General features: G+C 37.2%; 23 protein-coding genes. 2 read left to right on the top strand and 21 right to left on the bottom strand.

The window, feature by feature from the left end; all coding sequences use genetic code 11:
* Positions 1–2: 2 nt before the first annotated feature.
* The 19 genes from yqfD to gpr all read right to left on the bottom strand — a co-directional run bounded on the left by yqfD (position 3) and on the right by gpr (position 20,888).
* The gene (yqfD, locus tag D569_RS0106455; RefSeq protein WP_018931592.1) at positions 3–1,208 is read right to left on the bottom strand and encodes a sporulation protein YqfD; all 1,206 of its coding nucleotides are present in this window, start codon (positions 1,206–1,208) and stop codon (positions 3–5) included.
* A 25-nt stretch (positions 1,209–1,233) separates the two neighbouring features.
* The gene (gene yqfC / locus D569_RS0106450) at positions 1,234–1,515 is read right to left on the bottom strand and encodes a sporulation protein YqfC (RefSeq protein WP_018931591.1); all 282 of its coding nucleotides are present in this window, start codon (positions 1,513–1,515) and stop codon (positions 1,234–1,236) included.
* 629 nt (positions 1,516–2,144) lie between these two features.
* Positions 2,145–2,654 (bottom strand): hypothetical protein, encoded by a 510-nt coding sequence (locus D569_RS0106445; RefSeq protein WP_018931590.1) that lies wholly within the window; start codon positions 2,652–2,654, stop codon positions 2,145–2,147.
* 79 nt (positions 2,655–2,733) lie between these two features.
* The gene (floA, locus tag D569_RS0106440) at positions 2,734–3,732 is read right to left on the bottom strand and encodes a flotillin-like protein FloA (RefSeq protein ID WP_018931589.1); all 999 of its coding nucleotides are present in this window, start codon (positions 3,730–3,732) and stop codon (positions 2,734–2,736) included.
* A 26-nt stretch (positions 3,733–3,758) separates the two neighbouring features.
* The gene (locus D569_RS0106435) at positions 3,759–5,093 is read right to left on the bottom strand and encodes an NfeD family protein (protein ID WP_018931588.1); all 1,335 of its coding nucleotides are present in this window, start codon (positions 5,091–5,093) and stop codon (positions 3,759–3,761) included.
* 396 nt (positions 5,094–5,489) lie between these two features.
* Positions 5,490–5,936, bottom strand: coding sequence for a GatB/YqeY domain-containing protein (locus tag D569_RS0106430; protein WP_018931587.1), 447 nt, complete (start codon positions 5,934–5,936; stop codon positions 5,490–5,492).
* Positions 5,937–5,954: 18 nt separating this feature from the next.
* Positions 5,955–6,131: a 30S ribosomal protein S21 gene (gene rpsU / locus D569_RS0106425; RefSeq protein WP_018931586.1), complete on the bottom strand. Its 177-nt coding sequence runs from the start codon at positions 6,129–6,131 to the stop codon at positions 5,955–5,957.
* 723 nt (positions 6,132–6,854) lie between these two features.
* Positions 6,855–8,192: a tRNA (N(6)-L-threonylcarbamoyladenosine(37)-C(2))-methylthiotransferase MtaB gene (gene mtaB / locus D569_RS0106420; RefSeq protein WP_018931585.1), complete on the bottom strand. Its 1,338-nt coding sequence runs from the start codon at positions 8,190–8,192 to the stop codon at positions 6,855–6,857.
* A gap of 4 nt (positions 8,193–8,196) precedes the next feature.
* The gene (locus tag D569_RS0106415; protein ID WP_018931584.1) at positions 8,197–8,949 is read right to left on the bottom strand and encodes a 16S rRNA (uracil(1498)-N(3))-methyltransferase; all 753 of its coding nucleotides are present in this window, start codon (positions 8,947–8,949) and stop codon (positions 8,197–8,199) included.
* Between the two features lie 4 nt (positions 8,950–8,953).
* Positions 8,954–9,904, bottom strand: coding sequence for a 50S ribosomal protein L11 methyltransferase (prmA, locus tag D569_RS0106410; RefSeq protein WP_018931583.1), 951 nt, complete (start codon positions 9,902–9,904; stop codon positions 8,954–8,956).
* A 41-nt stretch (positions 9,905–9,945) separates the two neighbouring features.
* Positions 9,946–11,073: a molecular chaperone DnaJ gene (gene dnaJ, locus D569_RS0106405; protein ID WP_018931582.1), complete on the bottom strand. Its 1,128-nt coding sequence runs from the start codon at positions 11,071–11,073 to the stop codon at positions 9,946–9,948.
* 217 nt (positions 11,074–11,290) lie between these two features.
* Positions 11,291–13,126 (bottom strand): molecular chaperone DnaK, encoded by a 1,836-nt coding sequence (dnaK, locus tag D569_RS0106400; protein WP_018931581.1) that lies wholly within the window; start codon positions 13,124–13,126, stop codon positions 11,291–11,293.
* 30 nt (positions 13,127–13,156) lie between these two features.
* A complete protein-coding gene (gene grpE / locus D569_RS0106395) occupies positions 13,157–13,729 on the bottom strand; it encodes a nucleotide exchange factor GrpE (RefSeq protein WP_018931580.1) in 573 nt (190 codons plus the stop codon).
* A gap of 114 nt (positions 13,730–13,843) precedes the next feature.
* The gene (hrcA, locus tag D569_RS0106390; protein ID WP_018931579.1) at positions 13,844–14,866 is read right to left on the bottom strand and encodes a heat-inducible transcriptional repressor HrcA; all 1,023 of its coding nucleotides are present in this window, start codon (positions 14,864–14,866) and stop codon (positions 13,844–13,846) included.
* A gap of 108 nt (positions 14,867–14,974) precedes the next feature.
* Positions 14,975–16,120 carry a radical SAM family heme chaperone HemW gene (hemW, locus tag D569_RS0106385; RefSeq protein WP_018931578.1) on the bottom strand — a complete coding sequence of 382 codons (1,146 nt, stop codon included), beginning with the start codon at positions 16,118–16,120 and terminating at the stop codon, positions 14,975–14,977.
* Positions 16,121–16,182: 62 nt separating this feature from the next.
* The gene (lepA, locus tag D569_RS0106380; RefSeq protein WP_033404674.1) at positions 16,183–18,003 is read right to left on the bottom strand and encodes a translation elongation factor 4; all 1,821 of its coding nucleotides are present in this window, start codon (positions 18,001–18,003) and stop codon (positions 16,183–16,185) included.
* A 208-nt stretch (positions 18,004–18,211) separates the two neighbouring features.
* The gene (locus tag D569_RS0106375) at positions 18,212–18,538 is read right to left on the bottom strand and encodes a hypothetical protein (protein WP_018931576.1); all 327 of its coding nucleotides are present in this window, start codon (positions 18,536–18,538) and stop codon (positions 18,212–18,214) included.
* Entirely contained in the window at positions 18,531–19,721 is a 1,191-nt protein-coding gene (spoIIP, locus tag D569_RS0106370; protein ID WP_018931575.1) for a stage II sporulation protein P, read from the bottom strand. The genes D569_RS0106375 and spoIIP overlap by 8 nt, the downstream gene beginning before the upstream one ends.
* Before the next feature lie 75 nt (positions 19,722–19,796).
* Entirely contained in the window at positions 19,797–20,888 is a 1,092-nt protein-coding gene (gene gpr / locus D569_RS0106365; protein WP_018931574.1) for a GPR endopeptidase, read from the bottom strand.
* Positions 20,889–21,059: 171 nt separating this feature from the next.
* On the opposite strand from gpr, the gene rpsT reads away from it, so the two are divergent.
* A complete protein-coding gene (gene rpsT / locus D569_RS0106360) occupies positions 21,060–21,326 on the top strand; it encodes a 30S ribosomal protein S20 (protein WP_018931573.1) in 267 nt (88 codons plus the stop codon).
* Positions 21,327–21,599: 273 nt separating this feature from the next.
* Here rpsT and holA read toward each other — a convergent pair whose 3' ends face one another.
* A complete protein-coding gene (gene holA, locus D569_RS0106355) occupies positions 21,600–22,637 on the bottom strand; it encodes a DNA polymerase III subunit delta (protein WP_018931572.1) in 1,038 nt (345 codons plus the stop codon).
* Positions 22,638–23,059: 422 nt separating this feature from the next.
* Between holA and D569_RS23945 the strand changes: the two genes are divergently transcribed.
* Positions 23,060–23,194 (top strand): YqzM family protein, encoded by a 135-nt coding sequence (locus D569_RS23945; RefSeq protein ID WP_018931571.1) that lies wholly within the window; start codon positions 23,060–23,062, stop codon positions 23,192–23,194.
* A gap of 49 nt (positions 23,195–23,243) precedes the next feature.
* Here the strand turns inward: D569_RS23945 and D569_RS0106345 are convergent, their stop codons facing one another.
* The gene (locus tag D569_RS0106345) at positions 23,244–25,505 is read right to left on the bottom strand and encodes a DNA internalization-related competence protein ComEC/Rec2 (RefSeq protein ID WP_018931570.1); all 2,262 of its coding nucleotides are present in this window, start codon (positions 25,503–25,505) and stop codon (positions 23,244–23,246) included.
* Positions 25,506–25,509 lie beyond the last annotated feature (4 nt).

Raw genomic sequence — 25,509 nt, 5'->3', positions numbered from 1 at the left:
AATCAATCTCCTTGAGTAATTGGTTGTTTCTTTGCAATATTTTCTAGTACAGTATAATACAAGGTTAATTTTACTTTACCACTCTCTACACTTTCGTGCAAAACTTTTTCATCCGTAATTTCTGCATCATGTGGAATTTCTCTCCTTAACTGTCTTCTGCCTTGTTCTAATGCAATTTCCTTTGCTTTATCTTCACTAAGTTGTTCCTCTTTCAATTCTGCTTCATATATTGTTTGGTTTATATAACTGATTGGGAGTTTCCATTTTAAAAAATAAAAATTTTTTTCTTCAATGTCGACTTGATAATGTTTATATTCAGGATTTTTAAAATTCCAGATCGGAATTAAATATTTAGAAGCATGTAAATAATGTTTTTGTTCTGTTTTACCATTGAGTACTTGATACTGGTTGTCCAACGGTATGGTCACTTCACTTTTATACCATACTTTAGCAATTACCTCTCCCTCTGCTGCCACAGGCTTTCGTTCTTCTTCTTCATCATCTTCCTCCGACTCATTTAGATATGCAGATACTAAAATATCTCCAGGATAGACAACATCATTGGTTCTTACGAGAGGTTGTCCTCTAGAAACAAATAAATCTTCAATAACACCTTCTTTTGTGGCTACTAAGTGTCCTGCTGCTTCCTCTTCTTCTTTTTCAACTATTGTTTTTTCAACACCTTCGAGATGAAAAGCAGACCCACTCTTTTTCACACCAATCCATAATAATTCTGGAACATCCGTTAATAACTGTTTTTGGATAGAAGCTGGTGAATCTATATTCCACTGAAAGCTACCCTCTTCTACACCATATTCTTCTAATTGTTGAATGACTTTGTTTTCAATTTCTTCATCCAAACCTGACACATCAATTCGCCAAACGATATTAGACAAGAAAAAAATAACTGCCATGGCAACAAAGAACCCAATTAATAATGGTTTTTGAAAAAGTAAGTGACGAAGAAAAAAAGGTAGTCCATTTTTCCCTTTAAAATATACTTTGAAAATTGTTTTTCTTTTTACTACCCTTAGTTTAGGCAAATCGGATAATTTTATTTTCCCCAATGCGATTGTTTCACTCTTTTTTTTGATATCCCAGGATGGAATATGATATTTTGCACACAAATCAAAAAAACGCTCTGGATACTGACCTTTAATTTCAATTGTGATATATCCTGATAACCAATTTTTGCGTTTGAAAAACATAAGCCCTTCCCTCCGAATTCAGACTTTACGATTGCTCAAAGGTGACATCTTTTATATTACCTTCTAGTAAAATGTCTTTATCTATCATGGTTTTCAAGACAAAATCTTCTCCTTTTATTCGAACATGTCCTTGGTGAACTTTTAAAAGCAATTCGGTAGAAGAAAAGATGATAAGGCCTTGATGATTTTCTATGTACGCATGAATGGATCCGATCATTGTAATCCGCGGCAATTCTAGCGTTACTTCAGAAGGCAAATCAAATGTACGTGTAAAGGCAGTCATAAATTTTTCTTTTATCTTTTTCACTGTGCATATGCCTCCCCTCAACTACATTCTATGAAAATATACAAATTTAAGAACAGTTATACACAACTGATGAAAGACAAATCAGAAAAGTGCAGAGCGCCCCGCTTAAAAACATAACGGCTGGAACTAATCAACTGAGATAAAGGAATCACTGAGAAAAGTGAATCGATGATGACTTATCGGAGGGCGATTCATGAAGTCGCCTAGTTTTTGGGCGCTCGGAGCTAGACATCTGCGCAAATTTTATGCTTTCCTTACAAATAAGAAAAAACGGGAAAGCCCACCCGGTCCTGTCCAAAGTAGTTATTTTGACATGAATAATAGGCGCAACAACCGCTGCGGCTTGCCCACTTCGCTTTCCGTGGGGCGTGTCTTCAGCTAACTTTTGTAAAGAAGATCGCTTTACAAAAGTGGATCTTCAGATCACGCTGATCCCACAGGAGTCGAAGTGGACAGCCGCAGCGATGGTTTCCTGTACAAGCTAGCTTTCAAAATGGCAACAGCTTGACCACCACTCTAATATATACGAGGTAGTAACTTGGCTTATTCCACCGTGGCGAGTTCAAATACAAGAAATTTCATAATTCCCTATAACATAAAAAAGTCGAATGGTTTCCCATTCGACTTTTTTAACGATAGTTCCGATAATATTTTCTTTTTTGATAGGCGCGTGGCGGTCCCAATACTTCTGACATAATAATACCTTGAGCTATTCCTTTTGATGTTAAGTTTTTTTCAACTGATAAAGAAATCTGTTCTTTACTATCTTTTCGATACGCTCTTGGCGGCGGACCATCCTTAATGGCATCATGCTTACCTAGCTCCTGGTCTTTCGATTTATCCCGAATATTTTCTGCGTGATGGATTTTTTCCTTTAACTTTTCCATTTGCTTTTCCTTTTGTTGAGCAAATGTCTCTTGTCCAGAATCCGTTGAATCAGTATTGGTACCGATTGTTTGAAAATCAGGAACAGTTTGTGTTGTTGTTTCGGTTCTTGGCTGTTGCGTATGACTAGTTTTTTGTTGAACAGGTCTTTGTGGTCTCTTTTGATTCTGCTCTTCCTCTTTAGATTTTAACAGTCCGAAAAGCCAAATCACTATTGCTATTATCGGAACAATAAAACTTAACAATTCATCCATATACATCTTCCTTTCAGGGACTATTCAACAGCTATTAGCAATTTACGCCTTCTAACCAAGAAAGCCCCTATGAGGATCCTTACTTGTTGTCTTCTTCTTCGTTGTCTGTTTCTGTTAATTTACCAATAGAATCACGCATATCTGTATCAGCATCAATATTCTTATAATTCATATAATCCATGACACCCATATTGCCAGAACGCAAGGCTTCTGCAAGTGCCTTTGGTACATCTGCTTCGGCTTCGACCACTTTAGCACGCATTTCTTGAACTTTTGCAACCATTTCTTGTTCTTGGGCAACTGCCATTGCACGACGTTCTTCTGCTTTTGCTTGGGCGATGTTTTTATCTGCTTCGGCTTGGTCTGTTTGTAAAATCGCACCAATATTTTTACCGATGTCAACATCGGCAATATCGATTGATAAGATTTCAAAAGCAGTACCAGCATCTAATCCACGGTTTAAAACGTTATGAGAAATAGAGTCGGGATTTTCTAGCACTTTCGTATGTGCTTCTGAGCTACCAATAGTACTTACGACACCTTCACCAACACGGGCAATAACTGTATCTTCACCAGCACCACCGACGAGTCGATCAATGTTTGCTCGAACAGTAATTCGTGCTTTCGCTTTTACTTCAATACCATCCATTGAAATACCTGCAATAAAAGGTGTTTCAATTACTTTCGGATTAACACTCATTTGTACCGCTTCTAATACGTCACGACCAGCTAAGTCAATCGCAGCACAACGCTCAAAACTCAACTCAATATTTGCTCGTTGTGCAGCAATTAACGCATTAACAACTCGGTCAACATTACCACCAGCTAAAAAGTGGCTTTCTAATTGGTTTGTCGTAACATCTAACCCTGCTTTGTGCGCTTTAATTAGCGGGTTAATAACTCGCGAAGGAACAACCCTTCTCAAGCGCATCCCAACCAACGTAAAAATACTTACTCTAACACCTGCTGCAAGTGCACTAATCCACAGCATTACCGGAATAAAGGTAAATAGAATAGCAACTGCAATGACAATCAGCCCAATAATAATAATTGGAAAAATATCTCCAAATCCTTCCATACTACATCCTCCTAGAAATTAAAAGTTTATATTTTTCTTACTACAAGACGTGAACCTTCGACTTTAATGATTTTTATCGGTGTGTCCACATCAATAAACGCTCCTTCTGACACCACATCTAGCCTTTCATCACCAAACTCTGCAGTTCCTGATGGCCTTAGTGGTGTAACCGTAACACCTTCCTGACCAATTAATTCTAATCGGTTTACACTAGAGACATATCCTTGCTCTGTAGTTGTTGAGTCTTTTAGAATAACATGCCTGAAAACCCCTTTCTCCAAACCAATCGTTTTAAATAAAATAACAGCTACAATAATACTTGCAATAAGTGCAATAGCAATACTCATCGCCATATGCCCAGGATCATCAGTCGACATAAATAATGAAGCTACTATCGCACCAATACCAATGAAGCCGAGAATCCCCCCCGGTGCAAATATTTCAATAATAATTAAAACAATCCCTAATATAAGTAAAACAATTGCTTCATAACCTGCTAGACCAGCTATGATATGTCCATAAAAATATAAAACCAATGAGGCTATTCCAATGGAGCCTGGAATCCCGAAACCAGGGGAATACAATTCCACAATTAAACCAATACTTGCTAACGATAACAGTATCGGTACAACTATCGGATTTGTCAAAAAACGAGCTAAACCTTCTGCAGCAGTTGGTTCAGTTTCAATGATTTCCGCATCTGCTAAGGATAGATTACTTAATAACTCTGCCCTGTGACTTACAATCCCTTGGGCATAACCTACTTCCACTGCATTATTAGCATCCAAAGTTAGGAAATCACCCTCAGGGGCACCATATTCAGGTAAATCAATTTCAGCATTTGCCATAGCTTCTGCATATAATGGATCTCTGTCTTTAGAGCTAGCTGCCCCTCTCATACTTGCAACCCATGCTGATTGTGCTTTTTGGTCAGCTGCCGTACCATCTGAATTAATGACACCACTTGCTCCCATGCTTGTTTGAGGTTTCATATAAATATTATCCGTATTTAAAGCAATATAAGAGCCTGCAGAAAGTGCTCTGACTGTAATAAATGAAGTCGTTTCGATCTCTAAATCCTGCAATATTTCGCCAATATATTCTGCAGCATCTACTCGACCTCCAGGGGTATTAATTTCGAAAATTATATGATCTGCATTATTTTCAGTTGCCTCCGTTGTTGTCCTTCTAATAAACGCTTCTAAGCCACGTTCTACCTCGTTTTCTATAGGTATAACATAAACAAGTTTACCTTCTCCACTGTCTTCAGCAAGTACTTCCGTTTGAAAACTATTGGTGAAGGTAAATAGAGCTGTAATGATCGATATCGAGACCAACAACACAGATACGTATTTTTTCAAATCCCACCCTCCCTTCACTAAGTGCTTTGACATCTAAGTATTCATACGAAAAATATGTATAAAAAGTTTCATTAATGGACAAAAAACTTATGTCAACGCATTCAGTTTATCATACTTATATCTACGAGAAAAACTTTTCACTTATATATTTGTATATACATATACCCTACCATCACATTTGTTAAGGAAAGAGAACCAACCTTTATACTTCCTATCCTTGTAAGAAAAGCGAACCGATGATGACTTATCGGAGGGCGATTCGTGAAGTCGCCTAGTTTTTGGGCGCGCTAAGCTAGACATCTGCGCAAATTTTTTATTTTCTTGTCTTGTTAAAAAGACCCTTAACTTATTCAATAAGTCAAGGGTCTTATAGATGAATGAATTCATTTTGTCCGTTTATGATAAGTTCTTTTGAACCAATTGATTCACTCTTGAGCCTTCTGCTTTACCTTTTACTTTAGGCATTAGCGCACTCATCACTTTTCCCATATCTTTTTTTGATTGAGCTTGAACTTCCTCGATCGTCTGAACAACTATTTCCTCTAACTCTTCATCAGAAAGTTGTTCAGGCATATAAGCTTGTATTATGTTAATTTCATCTTCCAACTTGCTTACAAGATCTTCGCGTTCAGCTTCTTTAAATTCATGGAGGGAATCTTTTCTTTGCTTTAGCTCTCTCGCTAAAACCGTTAATTCTTCTTCTTCAGACAATGCATCTTTCTGTAATTTAATGGCTTCATTTTGCATCGATGCTTTGACCATTCTAATTACACCTAATTTAACTTTATCTTTATCCTTCATCGCCTGCTTCATATCCTGGTTCAAAAGTTCAACGATTGCCATTATTTCATTACACCCTCTTTAAAATTTACGCTTTCTAGCTGCCTCCGATTTTTTCTTACGGCGAACACTAGGTTTTTCATAAAATTCACGCTTACGATATTCAGATAATGTACCAGATTTTGATACACTACGTTTAAAGCGACGAAGAGCATCTTCAAGTGACTCGTTTTTACGAACGCGAGTTGTGTTAGACATGCTAATTTCCCTCCCTCCGAAGCATCAACAAAATTAATCAAACATATGTATAGATACATATGTCTCTTTGCAATTATAATATACCAGTAAAAATAGGTCAACCGTTTTAATAAGAAAAACCGGCAAACCTTGCCCAATGCTTATTACTAAATGCTAACTAGACCTGCGATTTCTCTAGTAGCCATTATGAAATATGTCGACTCGTTGACCATCACTCCGGCTGTTCACTCCCTTTCCGTGGGACTTGCCCTTCAACTACAACGCTAGCATGAAATTACACGGTTGCTTTTATAATAAGAAAAGCGCAGCACCCGCAAACGTAGCAGCTAGAGCTAATCAACTAAGATAAAGGAATCACTGAGAAAAGCGAACCAATGATGACTTATCGGAGGGCGATTCGTGAAGTCGCCTAGTTTTTGGGCGCTCGGAGCTAGACATCTGCGCAAAATTTTATACTTTCTTGTCCTACTAGAAAAGAGGCTGAGACATAACTAAATAGGTAGAATGAGAATCCGAACAATCTGAACTAAGCGTAGGCAAAATACGCAGAATCCTCATGAGGAGCGCATGCCGAAGATCCTCTGTGTGAAGTGTTTTTCTTCACACAGTTAGCTAAAGATCGCCTACGGAAAGCGAAGTATTTTGCCGAAGCGGTATGTGTACTCAGACTTTAATGTTCGGATTTTTCCTATCTAATTATTCTTTTGTCCCAGCCTCTTTGGTTTAAACAGATAATGCGGCGTCATCCATTACTCGGACAAATTGACCTTCGTTATACGGATAACCAGCCTTTGTTACTTTCACGCGAACAATCTCACCGATCATATCTTTCGTTCCTTCGAATTTTACTTTTAAATAGTTATCCGAATAACCTACCAACATATTGGGTTGATCAGCATCAAATGTTTCCTCTGGAATAACCTCGACCACTTCATTTTCATAATTTTTTGCATATGCTAATGCTTGTTCATTTGATTGGTCAATTAAAGCTTGAACGCGACGATTTTTCACTTCATCATCTACTTGGTTGTCCATCCGTGCTGCAGGCGTACCAGTTCTTCTAGAGAAAGGGAACACGTGTAATTCAGAGTAACCAATTTCTTTGACAAAATTCATTGTCTCCTCAAATTCTTTCTCTGTTTCACCAGGAAATCCGACTATTACATCTGATGTTATCGCTAAATGCGGTAAGGCCTTTTGTATTCTGGCTACACGTTTTTTATAGAAGTCTGTTGTATATTTACGACGCATTCTTTCCAACACAGTATCTGAACCTGATTGTAATGGAATATGAAGATGTGGTACTACTTTTTTAGACTCATCCAAAGCCTCGATCACTTCGTCCGTAATTTGACTCGCTTCAATTGACGAAATACGGATTCGTTTTAAACCGTCTACTTTGGATTCTAAGTCACGTAATAGCTGTGCAAAGTTATAATCCTTCATGTCTTCTCCATATCCAGCTGTATGAATACCTGTTAGAACAATTTCTTTATAACCCGCATCTACCAGTTGACGTGCTTGATTCAGTACATTCTCTGGTTCTCTAGAGCGTAATAGTCCACGAGACCATGGGATAATACAGAACGTACAGAAGTTATTACATCCTTCTTGGATTTTTAGTGACGCACGTGTCCGATCTGAGAATTGAGGCACATCCATTTCTTCAAAAACACGATTTTTCATAATATTGGATACACCATTGATTGGTTGGCGGTGCTCTTGATGTTCTTCAATATATTGAATCATCTTACCGCGATCTTGTGTACCTACAACTATATCAACGCCTGGAATCTCCATAATCTCTCCTGGCGAGGTTTGAGCATAGCAACCTGTTACACAAACTACTGCTTCCGGATTGCTACGAATGGCACGACGAATAACTTGTCGGCTTTTTTTATCCCCTGTATTGGTAACCGTACACGTATTGATAACATAAACATCAGCATGATGATCGAAATCTACTCGCTCATAACCTTCATTTTTGAATTTCTGCCATATACCTTCTGTTTCATAATGGTTTACTTTACAGCCTAATGTATGAAATGCTACTGTAGGCATTCCTTCACCTCATTTCTTCAAAGTAGTAAGATAAATTTGCAAGTACGTATAAAGGTGCTGTTTCTGTTCGTAAAATTCGTGGTCCAAGACGTATTGCCTGAAAACCTACATCCTTTAATCTATATGCTTCATCTTCACTAAATCCACCCTCTGGACCGATGCATATTATAATGGATTGACCCTCTTCTATTTGTGAAAAGTAGTTATGTAATTTGAATGATTTGTAATCACGTGTCGCCTCTTCGTAAGCAAAGAATTTCCAATCATAAGACGCACTTATGTCCTTTAATTCTTTGAATGTTACAACCGATTCCACTTTAGGGATTTTTGAGCGGTGTGATTGTTCACTCGCTTCTTTCACAATTTTTTGCCATCTAGGTAGTTTTTTCTTCAGTTTTTTGTGATCCCATTTTACGACAGAACGGTCTGCTTGAAAAGGAATGAAATGTGTAGCCCCAAGTTCAGTCCCTTTCTGGAGAATTAATTCCCATTTATCCCCTTTAGGCAATCCTTGTACAATCGTAATGTCAATTGGTGACTCCGATTCTTCCTGAAGCCACTCTTCAACAGTAGCTTCCACCACTGTTTCATGAATTACGTTGATACGACATATGGCTGATTGTCCGTCATAACGGTTGGCGATCAATGTATCTCCTTCTTCCATCCGCATAACATGAACAACATGATGATAATCGTCAGCCACAATTTGTATTTTGTCTTCCTGCCAGTTATCTTTTTCTATAAAATAACGTTGCATCCCTTTACCTACTTTCTTCAGGCTTTTGGGCAATAATTGAAATCCAATCTTCCATCTGATTGATTTCTAAAATGTTAAATCCAGCTTTTACTAAACCTTCCTTAACATCCTGCTTTTTCTTTTGAATAATGCCAGAAGTAATAAAAACTCCGCCTGGTTTCAATCGTTCAAAAGCATCATTTTCAAAACGCAAAATGATTTCAGCCAAGATATTTGCTACGATGATATCCGCTGCTTCCTTAACATTTTCTAGTAAATTATTCTGCTTTACTTTGACTTTGCTATCCACTTTATTTACTTTGACGTTTAACTTGGTGCTTTGAATAGCTACTTCGTCTAAGTCGTAGGCAAAAACCTGTTCTGCACCTAATAATACGGAGGCAACACTTAACACACCTGAACCACATCCTACATCAAGGACAGTGTCCCCCTCTTTAATGAATCTCTCAAGTGCTTGAATACTTAGTACAGTTGTCGGGTGGGTACCTGTACCAAACGCCATCCCTGGATCTAACTCTATGATGAGTTCATCTGTGGAGACAGGCTGATAATCTTCCCAAGTCGGTGTTATCGTTACCCGTTCTGAAATTTTCGCTGGTTTATAATACTTTTTCCAAGCAGTTGCCCATTCTTCTTCATTTACTTCACTAAGTGTAATCTTGTTTAAACCAATATCTATATCATATAGAAGCAAATTATTAATCGCTTGCTTAATCTCAGATACCGTTTCACCTAAGAAACTATTAACAGGAAGATATGCTTTTAAACGAACCCCTTCTTCAGGGTAATCATCAGGATTCAGATCATATATCTCACCATAAATGCTTTCACGTTCCTTCTCTAAATCCTGACGGTCTTCTATGACAACACCACTGGCACCTGCTTCATGAATAATGTTGGAGATCGGTTCAATTGCTTCATTTGTCGTATAGATACACAGCTCTGTCCACTTCACACAGATCAACTCACTTTATAATAATTTTCATCAAGGATTGCTTATTCTCCCTTAAAAGCACGCTTTACGCGTTGAAAGAACGAATTTTCATGTTCATCGGTCGGTTGGTTTCCACTAATTTCATTGAATTCCCTTAATAATTCCTTCTGACGGTCACTTAAGTTCGTTGGTGTAATCACACGGATTTTAATATGCTGATCACCATGGCCATATCCTCTAACATTTGGAGCACCTTTTCCTTTTAAGCGGAATGTTTTACCAGTTTGTGTACCAGCTGGAACCTTAAGTTTCACTTTACCATGTAAGGTTGGAACCTCAATTTCATCTCCAAGTGCAGCTTGTGCAAAGGTTATAGGCATTTCACAGAAAATATGATCGCCTTCACGTTGATAGAATTCATGTTCTTTTACTTGAATAATAACATATAAATCCCCAGCTGGCCCACCGTTCACACCAGGTTCACCTTGACCTGCAACGCGAATTTGCTGTCCATCATCAATACCTGCTGGAATACTAAGATGAATTTTCTTGCGAGTCTTGACCTTACCTTGGCCACCACACGTTGTACATTTATCTTTGATCATTTTACCGCTACCTTGACAATGGTGACATACACGTCTATTAACAACTCTACCAAAAGGCGTATTTTGCTCAACATTTAACTGACCGCTACCATTACAATGACTACAAGTTTCTGGGGTAGTGCCAGGCTTTGCCCCTGAACCATTACATGTTGTACAGTCTTCCTCTTTAGGGATGTGGATATCTGTCTCTTTTCCAAAAATGGCATCTTCAAAGTCTAATGTCATCGAATATTGTAGGTCGTTTCCTTGGCGAGGGGCATTCGGATCTCTTCTGCGACCACCACCACCAAAGAACATATCAAAGATATCTCCGAAGCCACCGAAGTCTTCCGCGCCTCCGAAACCACCAAAGCCACCCTGACTTTGTGGACCGGCATGACCAAATTGGTCGTATTGAGCTCTTTTTTGTTCATTACCTAATACTTCATAAGCTTCTTTTACTTCCTTGAATTTCTGATCTGTGCCTTCTTCTTGATTAACGTCTGGGTGATATTTTCTTGCAAGTTTACGGTACGCTTTTTTTATTTCTTCTTTTGAAGCATCCTTGGATACACCAAGCACTTCATAATAATCTCGTTTACTCACTGACTGATCACACTCCCGCTCGTTTATTGCATAAACACTATCATAACATTGATTGATAAAGATAAGCAAACAATACTTGTTAGACGCTAAGCATCATGAAGCAGCGTCAGTTGTACACTAATTTGAATAAAAATTGAAGAATTGACTATGTCATGGAAAAAGCCAAAGCCATGTATTACTGACTTTGACTTTCCAAACATAGATCTAAAATCTATTTTTATTTTTTATCTTCATCGTCCATTTCTTCATAGTCTGCATCTACTACATCGTCTGCTTGTTGTTCTTCTGCACCTGCTGCATCGCCGTTAGCCTGTGCTTGTTGTTGTGCTTGCTCATAAAGCTTCATGGAAAGAGCTTGAACTTCTTGTTCTAGAGCTTCTTTTTTCGCTTTAATTTGTTCCTGATCATTGTCCTCTAATGCCTTTTTCAGTTCATCTTTTGCTGTTTCTGCTTTTTGTTTTTCTTCGTCAGAAACATTGTCGCCAAGATCTTTTAACGTTTTATCCGTTTGGAAAACCAATTGATCTGCTTCATTACGCAATTCTATTTCTTCACGACGCTTTTTATCTTCTTCAGCATTTTCTTCTGCTTCCTGTACCATTTTTTCAACTTCTTCATCAGAAAGTCCCGAAGAAGATTTAATCGTAATAGACTGCTCTTTATTTGTACCTAAATCTTTAGCACGAACATTTACGATACCATTGGCATCAATGTCGAATGATACTTCGATTTGAGGTACTCCACGTGGTGCTGGTGGAATATCAGTTAATTGGAAACGACCAAGTGTCTTGTTATCTTGTGCCATTTCACGTTCACCTTGTAATACATGAATATCAACAGCTGTTTGATTATCCGCTGCAGTTGAGAATACTTGTTGTGCACTTGTTGGGATCGTTGTATTACGTTCGATAAGTTTTGTTGTTACACCACCCATTGTTTCGATACCTAGTGATAATGGAGTAACGTCGAGTAATACCACGTCTTTTACGTCGCCTTGTAATACCCCACCTTGGATAGCCGCTCCAAGTGCTACAACTTCATCAGGATTTACACCTTTAGATGGGTCCTTGCCAATCTCTTTTTTAATCGCTTCTTGTACTGCTGGAATACGTGTTGAACCACCAACAAGCAATACTTTATCAATTTCACTTGCAGTAAGATCAGCATCTTTTAATGCTTGACGAGTTGGCCCCATTGTTTTTTCCACAAGTCCTGCAGACAGCTCGTCGAACTTCGCGCGAGTAATGTTCATTTCTAAGTGTAACGGACCAGCATCTCCAGCTGTAATAAATGGAAGTGATACTTGTGTTTGAGCTACACCTGAAAGATCTTTCTTTGCTTTTTCGGCAGCGTCTTTCAAACGTTGAAGTGCCATTTTATCTTGTGAAAGATCTATACCATTTTCTTTCTTGAACTCTTCTACCATGTGGTCAATTAATACTTGGTCAAAGTCATCCCCACCAAGACGGTTATCTCCGGCTGTGGAAACTACTTCAAATGTACCTTCGCCAATGTCTAAGATAGACACATCAAAAGTACCACCACCAAGGTCATATACAAGTACTGTTTGATCTTCTTCAGCTTTATCAATACCATACGCTAAGGCCGCTGCAGTAGGCTCGTTAATAATACGTTCTACTTCAAGGCCGGCGATTTTACCAGCATCTTTTGTTGCTTGACGCTCAGCATCATTAAAGTAAGCTGGAACAGTGATAACTGCTTTGTCTACTGTATCACCTAAATAATCTTCTGCATATGATTTTAAATGTTGTAAAATAATTGCAGAAATTTCTTGAGGTGTATATTCTTTCCCTTCAATCTCTACTTTATAATCTGTCCCCATATGACGTTTAATCGATTGAATTGTGTTTGGGTTGGTAATAGCTTGACGCTTTGCTACTTCCCCAATTTGACGTTCTCCATTTTTGAATGAAACAACAGAAGGGGTTGTACGGTTACCTTCAGGGTTTGGAATAACCTTTGATTCGCCACCTTCCATTACAGCTACACATGAGTTAGTTGTACCTAAGTCAATACCAATAATTTTTCCCATTTTCAACATCCTCCTTCACAACGTATGTAATTACTGATTAACTTTCACCATTGCTGGTCTGATTACGCGGTCCTTTAATTGGTACCCTTTTTGCATCGTCTCAACAATTTGGTTTGATGCATAACCTTCTTCTTCTACTTGCATTACTGCTTGGTGTATATTCGGATCAAAAGTTTGACCATCTGTTTCAATCTCCGTTACACCTTCGTTTTCCAATACTGTCTTCAATTGTCGGTAGACCATTTCTAGACCTTCGACAACACCTTTTGCTGCTTTATCTTCAATTTCTACTTGAAGTGCTCGCTCGAAATTATCTAAAACCGGTAATAGTTCAGTTACTACCGATTGTGATTTGTATTTTAAGTCTGCTTCTTTTTCTTTCTTGGTCCGTTTTCTAAAGTTATCATATTCTGCTTGCACACGAAGAAGTCGCTCTTGCAACTCATTTTTCTCTTGTTGCAATTTTTCAAATTCTTCATTACTTACTGTTACTTCTTCAGATTCTGCTGATTCCTCTTCTGTGACAAGCTCTTGTTCAGCATCTTCAACTACTTCTTCTTTCACATCTTCTTGTTCTTGTTGTTGTACGTCTTTTTCTTCCATCCCTGTCACCTCCTAAAATAAAGCCATTGTATAGCAAAACACATTTTTACTAAATAATCAAATTTTATACACACACGAGAAAAGAGTACGGGATTGCACCATACCCTTCTCGTATTAGTACCACGAATTGAATTTTTGGCTTAATCTGCTTGATAAAACATTCAATATGGATACAACTCTTGAATATTCCATTCTTGTCGGTCCAAGCAACGCAATCGTTCCGAGCTGTTCATCACCTAACGAGTATGTTGCGGTAATCAGGCTACAGTCCTGCATTGCAGCCAATTCATTTTCCTGTCCAATCGACACTTTAATTCCTTTACCAGACGTTCTGAGCAGATGCGCAATTTGATCTTCTTTTTCCATCACGGAATAAAGAGATTGAATCTTGTCAATGTCATGGAATTCTGGCTGTAACATGATATTGGTTTTTCCATCCATGTAAAGTTTTACAGGTTGTTTCTCTAATAAGGCTTCTTTCAAATAGGCATAAGTTGCTTCAAAATCGGAACTATAACGTTGCAACATTTGGGCTACTTCGCCATACAGCTTCTGTTGCAGATGTACAATCGGCACACCAACCAAGCGATCATTTAAAATATTCACCAGTTTCTCTAAATCTACAGTTTGCATTGTTGTTGGTACATTGAAATAGCGATGTTCCACATGTCCTGTATTAGTGACCAATATGGCAACTGCTGTATGTTCAGATAAACTGATAATTTGGATTTGCTTTAATGTTGTTTCAAAAACTTCCGGCCCTAAAATGATCGAAGTATAATTCGTTAAATCTGATAAAACACGTGCTGATTTTTGTACAACCTTTTCGAATTCGATCATTTCCCGTTCAAATGTACGTTGTATCATACCCATATCCTGATTCGATAAACGAAATGGTGACATTAAGTTATCTACATAAAAACGGTATCCTTTCTCGGATGGTACACGTCCAGAGGAAGTATGGGTCTTTTCAATAAAACCTAACTCCTCTAAGTCTGCCATTTCATTTCGAATCGTGGCAGGACTAAAGGAAATGTCTTCCTTCTTTGCGATAGCCCTTGATCCAATCGGTTGTGCCGTCTGGATGAACTCATCAATAATAACCTGCAAAACTTGTATCTGTCTCTCTGTAAGCATCGATGATCACCTCTGTTAGCACTCTGAAACCTTGAGTGCTAAATCTAATAATAAATTATCAAATACCACTAAAAATGTCAATCAGGAAACTCATATTTAATTTGACCTCTAATAAATATCTCTGTCCAATAAAAAGGATTGGAATACCTCATTACCAAATGGCTTTCCTTCTTCGGTTAATTTAATAAACGTAGTATTACGATTAATCCATCCTTTTTCCTCAAGCTGAGCTAATTCATTACCATACACTTCTTCTATATTTACTTGGTATTTTTCCTCGAATTTTGGAATCGATACTCCTTCACTTTTCCTTAAACCTAGGAACATCTCCTCTTCGATTTGTTCCTTTTTCCCGATTTTTTCTACATGAAGAACTGGTTTTCCTGTTTCATTAGCTGCCTCCACATATGTCGGAAATGGACGGATATTAATAATCCTTTCACCTGGTAAATACCCGTGTGAACCAGCACCAAATCCATAATAGTAATCATTGTTCCAATAAGTTAAATTATGTTTGCTCTCAAAACCAGGTTTGGCAAAGTTACTGATTTCATATTGCTTGATCCCCTTATTCCTCATTTCTCTACGCAGTAACTCATACATATCCGCTTCTATTTCTTCTGGAGGTTTAGTTAGCGTTCCCTTCTTATATCGCTGATAAAAGATGGTTTTCGGCTCAATCTGTAATGAATAAGCAGAGTAATGAGGCAGATCAAACTGTAGTGCCTCATCCAACGTTTTCTCAAAATGTTCTATCGTCTGGTTTGGCAGACTATACATTAAATCGATACTAATATTGTCGATGCCTACCTTTATCAAGTCATTCACATTCTGATAAACATCTTTCACACGGTGCAGTCTCCCTAACTGTTCCAACATCTCGTCATCAAACACTTGGACACCCATCGAAATCCGATTAACTCCATGGTCTTTTAAAATACGTATTTTATCTTCCGTTAAATCACCAGGATTTGCTTCAAATGAATATTCTTCTACACTGGCAACATCAAAATAAAAATCAATCATTTTCACCAATTTCGTTAATTGACGGTTATTCAATGCCGTTGGTGTTCCTCCACCAACAAAAATAGTTTTCATTTTCTTTTTTGATTCTTGTATATTCGTTTTTATCTCATTCTCTAATGCAATTAAATAATCATCTGCCATCTTTTCTTCGTAAAAGAACTTGGTAAAATCACAATAATGGCAAATCTTTTCGCAAAACGGAATGTGAATATATACAGACGATACCATGCTTTCTCCCCCTTCCACGTACGGTAAAAACCCTTGCCAATTGACAAGGGTTTAACATTTGTCTAATCATCATCCATTTTAAGTACGGCCATAAAGGCTTCCTGAGGAACTTCGACAGAACCAACCATTTTCATTCGTTTCTTACCTTCTTTTTGTTTCTCTAGAAGCTTCCGCTTACGGGATATATCCCCACCGTAACATTTACTTAACACGTTTTTACGCATTGCCTTAATATTTGTTCTTGCGACTATCTTATTACCAATTGCCGCTTGGATCGGGACCTCGAACTGTTGCCTAGGTATTAACGTCTTTAATTTATCAGCGATTTGCTTGCCACGTTCAAAAGCAAAATCACGATGTACAATAAAAGACAACGCATCGATAGTATCACCATTTAGTAAAATATCCATTTTCACCAAGTCTGATACTTTATACCCTACCATTTCATAATCAAATGATGCATACCCTTTCGTCTGTGACTTTAATTGATCAAAAAAGTCATAGACAATCTCAGACAATGGAATTTCATAGACAACATTGACACGATTATCATCTAAGTATTGCATATCCTGAAATTCACCACGTTTTTTCTGGCAGATTTCCATCACTGGTCCGACAAAGTCGTTAGGTACCATAATCGTCGCTCGAACATATGGTTCTTGAACTTCTTGTACCGATTGATTATCCGGCATAAATGAAGGATTATCAATATCAACTTCTTCCCCGTCAGTCTTTACAACCTTATAAATAACACTTGGAGCTGTTGTAATTAAATCTATACCAAACTCACGCTCAATACGTTCTTGGATAATTTCCATATGTAGTAGTCCTAAGAAGCCACAACGGAATCCAAAACCTAATGCTTGCGAAGTCTCTGCTTCATATTGCAAGGAAGAGTCATTTAACTCCAAACGTTCAAGAGCTTCTCGTAAATCATTATATTTATCTGCATCAACCGGGTAAAGACCACAGAATACCATTGGATTTAGTCGACGATAACCTGGTAATGGCTCAGGTGCTGGATTGTTTGCCAATGTAATCGTATCCCCAACACGAGAATCTCCTACATTTTTAATTGATGCGGTTAAGTACCCTACATCTCCTACTGTTAGTTGATCTTGTTGGACTGGCTTCGGATTAAATACTCCAACTTCATTGACCTCAAATTCTTTACCCGTTGCCATCATCTTAATTTTATCTCCTACTTTAACTGATCCTTCTTTCACACAAATATATGCAATAACACCTCGATATGGATCATATAAAGAATCAAATATTAGTGCTTTTAGTGGCTCATCAGGATTACCTTCTGGGGCAGGAATTTTTTCGACAATTTGGTCAAGTATTTCATCGATACCTATACCTGACTTCGCACTAGCTAGAATAGCTTCATCACCATCAATCCCAATCACATCTGTAATTTCTTGTTTTACACGTTCAGGATCAGCACTTGGCAAATCAATTTTATTAATAACCGGGATTATTTCCAAATCGTTATCTAGTGCTAAGTAAACATTCGCCAATGTTTGTGCTTCAATGCCTTGTGCAGCATCCACCACTAATATCGCACCTTCACAAGCTGCAAGGCTTCTTGATACTTCATATGTAAAATCGACATGCCCTGGTGTATCAATCAAGTGAAAAAGGTATTCATCCCCACCACCGCGATCATATTTCAATTGAACAGCATTTAGTTTAATGGTAATTCCGCGTTCACGTTCTAAATCCATCGCATCTAAAAATTGTTCTTTCATCTCACGAGACGTCAATGCTTTTGTTTTTTCCAAGATTCTGTCAGCTAACGTTGATTTTCCGTGATCAATATGTGCAATTATGGAAAAATTACGTACTTTGCTTTGATTTCTAATGTTCGTCAATGTCATTCAACTCCTATGTTCGACCACAATACTAGCATTGATTATAGCAGTGAAAACGTGGATGTTCAACAGAAATATCCGATAAGAATTTATCATGGAGCTATTCATCTGTAATACCCTCAAGTAACACAAGGATCTAAATCGGGAATAACAGACGCTAACACCATGATAAGTTCCGCTATTTATCATTTGAACAGTTCAGTTGTTAGACCCATTAAAAAATGCCATCCACTACTGTGTAGGTAACATCGACAATTTGATCGAAAATAACTTTGACGATTTTTTCCCCTTCTCCAGCTGCCGAGTGTAAAAAGGTAGGTTCAGCTTTCTCATTTACCTGTACGTCTCTTTCTACTTCTTCAATAATTTTATCTCTATCTACTACCTCAACCTCCTCCTCTTCTACAGGTTCATTAATCACCTCTTCTTGAGGATAACTGACTGCTTCACGACCTTCTGACCGATCAATACCAATGTACATCCCTAACGAAAAAACTAGTGTCAACAACAATAGATAAAAGAAGTACTTCACCTTATTCATCCTCCTCATTCGATCCCGAAACACTTTCTGCATCCCAATAATATTCACTGAATATTTCTGCAAAAACTTCTGTGGTGTTATACAACTCTTCCATTGTGTTATCGACCCCGCCAACTTCTATCGTCAAAGCATTTTCAGAGACATCTTGATTATAAACACCATTTCTGCCTGCACCACCATACATCTCTACCCCTCGACTTAAGCCATAATATTTTTCATCCAATAAAGCATGTAGTTTCTCTGCTAAAGCATAATTCTTTTCATAATTTGGATTATCTCCACCTATTACAAACATAATCTTGGCATAAGATTTTCCGTCAATCTCAATGGTTGTTAAATCTTTACGGATACTATCACGGTGCAAATCAAACACAAAGTTAACTTCTCTATTGTCAGTTAGCGCTGCTTCGACTACTTCTTTAGAAGCTGTATAAGAATCCGAAGAATAATCCCATCCTTTTTCATTTAAAATAGCACCAATATCGGTCTCATCCACTTCTGCACCTATACCATGACGCTTTAAATCTTTTGCAAGCTGTTCACTGACTTTAGTGATATTCACTTCATGATGAAAGGCATCATTGGGCTCATCTGTATCAGGCAAATAAGGTAAAAACGATTCACGATTATGTGTGTTATAGATATAAACAACATCCTTGTCACCTGTTGTTTTTTCTTGTTCCTCAACAGGTTTTTCCTCATCTTTTTCCTCAGGTGTTGTCGCTTCTCTTTCCTCTAAAACGATATCTAGTGGCGGTGTTGATTCTACCGTTAAGTTCGTATAATCGGTTCCTTCACCTGCAATTAAGATTTCCCGATCGTACATTTCAAATCCAGGAAGTTCTCTTCCTAATAAACTTCTGACATCATGCATTCTGACATTCGTCCCTAATTCAAACACTACTTTCCACATATCAATCGGTGTTTGGTCTTCTGGAAGAGCTTCTTTAAAGATGCGATTTTCCATCATCATTAAAGATAAGAAATGGACTTCCGTTACATTGTTCGTCCATTTCTTAACTGTGTTAGAAGCAACGCGATAATTCGGATCAATACTTGTTAACATACCTACTAAAATAAACATCGCAAAAAATGCGGCAACAAATCCCGATATAATGATTAATAATTTATGTTTTGAAAATAAAAACAACCGTTTTTTTTGTGTTCGGTTAGGACGGCGCATACTCGGTCTCCTTTCTATCTCCTCTATCACATCTAGTAGATACTATGATGATTCGATAGAAAGTAGAACCTAATTTTACCTTGTATAATTAGCAAAATTTTTAACATTAACATTTTCATGCATTGCTGCATTCAATGCTTCTGCCAATAGATGAGCCATATCCTTTATATATCCATCTATTTCCTTAGGAGTTACCATTAAATTATGTCCTAGAGGAGTCAGCACTTCTTGCATTAATGAACGCTTCTCTTGTTCATCTAGTGCACCAATCATGCCAAATATTTTTTCTCTTTTTTCTATAGGAGGTAAGTCTTCATCAGATAGAGAGCGCTCACCAAAATTTAATCCTGCTGGAGTCAGCGATTTAGAAGGTTTGTCTTTTTCTCGCCACTCTTTACCAATATGTTTTAACACATAATCAATGGCATCGCTTGTAATGGTAACCGCATCAACTACAGTTGGCACACCAATAGCAAAGACAGGTACACCTAACGTCTTTTTACTTAACTCTTTTCGTTTATTGCCAACTCCTGATCCAGGGTGGATACCTGAATCTGATAATTGTATCGTTGCATTCACTCTCTTAATAGAACGAGATGCAAGAGCATCGATAGCAATAACAAAGCCCGGTTTATATTTCTCGATGACACCTTTAATAATATCGCTCGTTTCAATGCCGGTAACTCCCATTACGCCTGGGCTAATAGTCGCTACTTTACGATAGCCATCTTGTACATATTGCGGTTCGTGAACAAATAAATGATTCGTGACAAGTACTTTATCCATTGCCAGCGGACCTAATGCATCAGGTGTTACGTTACGATTTCCTAAACCTACGATTAATCCGGAAGCATCTTTTGCAACATCATTTTTATCCATTAATTCAAGTAATTGTTTCGTTACTACTTTTGCTGTTTCTTCTTGGGATTTTGTATCTTGTTGTTTTATTGCATTAGAATAAATCGTATGGTAGGAACCTGGATTCTTCCCTATCGCATCTGCACCTTTCCCGTCGACTTCAACGTTTGTTACTTCTATATTTCCAATTTTCTTCTCGCTTATGGTTACTCCTGGTATTTGTTGTTCTTTTTTTTCTTCTTTCTCAACATACATATCTTTTGCTTCTACCGCTAGATCTGTTCTTACTTCGAATGATTGATCTTTCACAAACAAACCTCCTCATGGATTTTTGTATAGTTTTACCGAGTAGTTCGAAAAGATACACGGAGGAATATTCCTTTGTAACAACAATTTTTATTGAAAACTTGTTAAAGCTTTGGTAGAATATCATTTGACCTAACTTAAGATAGGGTAAGAAGCAAGATGGAGGTGAAGACATTGGCTAATATTAAATCAGCAATTAAACGTGTTCGTGTGAATGATGATCACCGTCAACAAAATCAAACCGTTAAAGCAGATATGCGTTCACATATTAAGAAAGTGGAAGCATTAGTAGCAAGCAATGATGTTGAAAATGCAAAGGCTGCACTTGCAACTGCAGTGAAGAAAATTGACAAAGCCGTACAAAAAGGACTTATCCACCAAAACAAAGGTAACCGTCAAAAATCTCGCTTAGCACAGAAAGTAAACGGACTAAGCGCATAATAAAAAACCACAACAGAGCAAACTGTTGTGGTTTTTTTATCAGAAAAGATTGAGTACACTATCCATAAAATGTGAAGTGAAGTAACGTAAATATAGAAAAGAGATATCCCCGGAAGCGCCGTTCTGTTCCGGAGAAAAAGTCTTCCCTTCCGGGGATAAACGACTATATCCAGGGAAGGGAAGGAGATATCCATGGAAGAGAAAGGGATATCCCCGGAAGGAAGACCTGTTTCATTACTTCGTAGTTTGTTTTTCTTGGAATCAACAACCTTCTTAAGATACAATCTTCCTTTTGGAAATTAAACGGTATAGTAACAATTCAAAGGCTAGTGATTTATCCATTTGACCGGATTTTATTTGGGCATCCGTTTCGGTTAGGAGGTCAATCGCTTCTTTCAATTCTTTAGTCTGAAATTTACTTTGGCGCTGAATCGATAACTTCGCAACATATGGATGAATTTTGAGTTGACTTGCCATTTGCTGTTGCGTATAGCCTTTTTGCTTCAATATTTTCACATGCAGCAACGTCCTGAATTGTGACGCCACAAGTGCAACCAATGCAATTGGATCCTCGTTCATCTTTTCTAAATCTTTCGTGATATCAATAGCTTTCGCCAAATCGTTTGCCATGATAGCATCCATTAATTTCAAGGCTGAACTGTTCTCTTGACTCGATAATAATAATTCCGCATCTTCTAGTCTGATTGCATTTCCTTCTCCTACATATAAGGCAATCTTTTCCATTTCAGAATGGATAATCATCAAGTTAGTTCCAATTTCGTTAACAAAATATGTCATCACTTCGTCAGATATGGATACACCATGCTCTTTTGCAATGGTGCCGATCACCTCTTGTATATTCCATTCCTTTAACGGATCGCACGCAACAGTTTTGGCGGCTTTCTTAAGTTGTTTAACAACCTTTTTCCGCTCGTCCACCTTCTCATAAGGGGCGATTATTACTAAAACAGAATATGGTGCAGGATTTTGTATATAATCAATTAATACTTCAGGCTGATGCTCGATTTCTGATTTAGCCGGTTTTGCCTTTAAAAAATCTGCATTTGTAGCAATGATTATTTTTCTTTCCCCTAGGAAAGGGAATGTTTCTGCATCTGTCACTACTTCCTGAATCGAAATTTCTTCCAGGTCATATATAGATAAATTCGTGTCCTGTTCCTCTTGTTCCACACCATTTGAAATTAACGCCTGCTTTAACGCTTCAATCATATAGGTTTCAGTTCCATGAAAATAATAAACAGGAGCGATTTTTCCTTTCTTCATTTCTTCGATACATGTCAAATAACTCATTCACTCATCTCCAAAATATGTAACTTATTTCTAAAAAAATTGTGTCAAACACGATAAAAAGTTGAAAAAAAACGGAATATGTTTTATTGTATAATAAGATTTAACTGTTGAAAAGAAGTGTGAATGTAAAAACCTATATCATACATATTAATAAAAAAGAGGGAGGCATTTTCATCCTTCCCTCTGCAATCTATATCAACGCAACTTCATTAGCCCTAGGTATCTAATCAAGCTGCGATATTTTCTTATATATAGATTGACCTGATACCCCAAAATATATAGGTGTTAACTCTTGCTAAGTTAGGGAATCCTGAGATATGGATGAAAAAATTTAAGTAATGCTAACAGATAATCATTGATGTTACATTCAGACAGGAGTATGGCAATTCACTTCTACTTGATATTTTAAGGAGGTAATAACAATGAATGAATTTGAAAAGGATGTTCAGTCTAAACGACATGACATTTTTGATGCTGGATTTGGGTTTGTTTTCTCATTTGTATTCTTTATGATTATTTTCTTTATTGGAGTTATTTTCGATGCAATCGGTTCATAAAAGGAACGAGGCTAACTTTTTAGTCTCGTTTTTTCTTTGCTACTGTATATTATGGTAAATAAGGAAAAACTGTTCCTCTTTCTTCCGAGAATTTATAGATTAAGGCACCAGATTGGTCGGTTCTCATCACTTTTATATTAAATTTTTCTAAATTATCTAATACTTCTTGATGTGGATGACCGTAACGATTATTTTCACCAACTGATATTAATGCTACATTTGCTTCTACCGCTTCTAAAAAAGGCGTAGAACTTGATGTATTACTGCCATGATGGGCAACTTTTAATATATCTGCTTTTAATTCTGGATATGCATTTACTATTGCTGTTTCTCCCTCTTCTCCTAAATCACCCGTAAATAACCATCTGTCCTTACCAAATATGCTACTTAGCACTAGTGAGTTTTCATTTTTATCTGTTTGCTCTCGAATGGGATAATGAACTTCAAATGGTTGCTCGTTCAGTTCGAACGTATCCCCTGCCTTCACATTAACAAATTGAATTTCCGGCACAATACGGTTATATTGTTCGATTATCTTTTCATCAAAATAAGGACTTGTGATTACATAGTCAACAGGATAGCCGGCTAGAATATATGGTACACTGCCAATATGATCATGATCAGCATGTGACAATATAATCGCATCAATTTTATTAATTCCCTTAGATTTCAGAAATGGATCGATTACCTGATCAAATGTTTCAGACGATATTTCGGAATAATCTGCTGTCATCTTCCCACCAGCATCCAATATAAAAACTCCTTTTCTGTAGGGTAATTCTACAATAATTGCATCTCCCTGACCGATGTCTAACATCGTAATATACCCATGGTGATCCAGGTATGGCTTGAGATTTATCATGATTAGTAGCATCACTAATAACGAACCATATTGAAGCGATTTTCGCAATTGTTTCTTTTCTAAACAGTTTAAAAATAACCATAGAACTGTATAAAAAGGAAGAAATAAATTAATTGGGAATTCTCCCGTCAACCAAGGCGCCGGCATCCAATGATCAATTGCTGTCACAGTGGCAATTACCGCTGTATGGATGTGTATAAAAATGTAATCTAATATCACTAAAACGACCGGTAAAAATGAAGCAAGTAGTATTATAAATAAAATCGGTAATACTACTACTGTAAAATAAGGAATGACAATAACATTTACAAAGACAGACAATGGTTGAAATTGGTAAAAATGATACAACTGAATAGGTAAGATAATAAGCATACTTATTAGGGATATTCGAAGCACTACCCATAAATTACCAACATTTAATAATTTTCTTGATAATATGATCCCAAACGTTACAATAAAACTAAATTGAAAAGCTATCGAATAAATGATGAATGGATCCAATATCACCATTATGATAAAAACAATACTCAACATATCGGTTATAGCAAATCGAACTGGTAACTTAGAAAGTGCAATGATAACAATCGCTAACAGACTGGCACGCCAAACAGAAGGTGATCCTCCTCCCATAGCGGGATAGAAGAACAATAAACAAGCGATTAAAAATTGTGCTTTTTCAATCGTGATCCGGAAGACAAATAATAGTAAAAAGTAAACGATAGTCAGAATTAAGCCGACATGTAGACCAGAGATAGCTAGTAAATGGCTAAGATTCCAATTTTGAAATACGTTTACTACATCATCTTCTAAATGTTCACGCTCTCCAAATAAGAGAGCTGCGAACCAAGCATATGTAAAAGAACTCACATGATGCTCGATATGAGCTAATACTTGTTGACGAAGATTATATATCTTTTGCCAGGATGACTGTCCTTCACATTTACTTTTGTCTAACGATTCGATCACAAATTGTTTCTCAATACCTTGGGAAGCCAAGTATTCTTTGTAATAAAATTGCCCTGGATTACGAGCAAACGAAATATTCTGAAAAGTGCCGTACAAGACACAAGTAGCACCGGTGCGAAATGAGGATAAATTGTCTCGAAAATCTGTTTCAGGAAAAGAATATACTTGGATAAGAGAATCATCAGAAGCTTGAAGGGTAAAGCGAAGAAATTGACTGTTTTGTTCTACTTGAGATTGAATATTTCCTTGGACATAGGCACTTGAGACTTCTTCGGGATCATCTAGATTTAAGGAAGGAATATGATAAAAAGAAAAAAGGCTAAAAGCGATTAGAGAGGTAATAAAGAGTTTAGAAAATCGATGGATGTATATAAAAAAAATCATGATAACAGTTAAAATTATTAAAAACCATTGAACACTCACATCTTTCAGTACAAAGCTCATGGCATATAATAAAACAAACCAATGTAATTTTTGATACAAGCAA

Origin of the sequence: Gracilibacillus lacisalsi DSM 19029 (genome assembly GCF_000377765.1) — a bacterium.
Taxonomy (GTDB): domain Bacteria; phylum Bacillota; class Bacilli; order Bacillales; family Amphibacillaceae; genus Gracilibacillus; species Gracilibacillus lacisalsi.
This window is presented reverse-complemented; position numbering and strand designations above follow the sequence as displayed.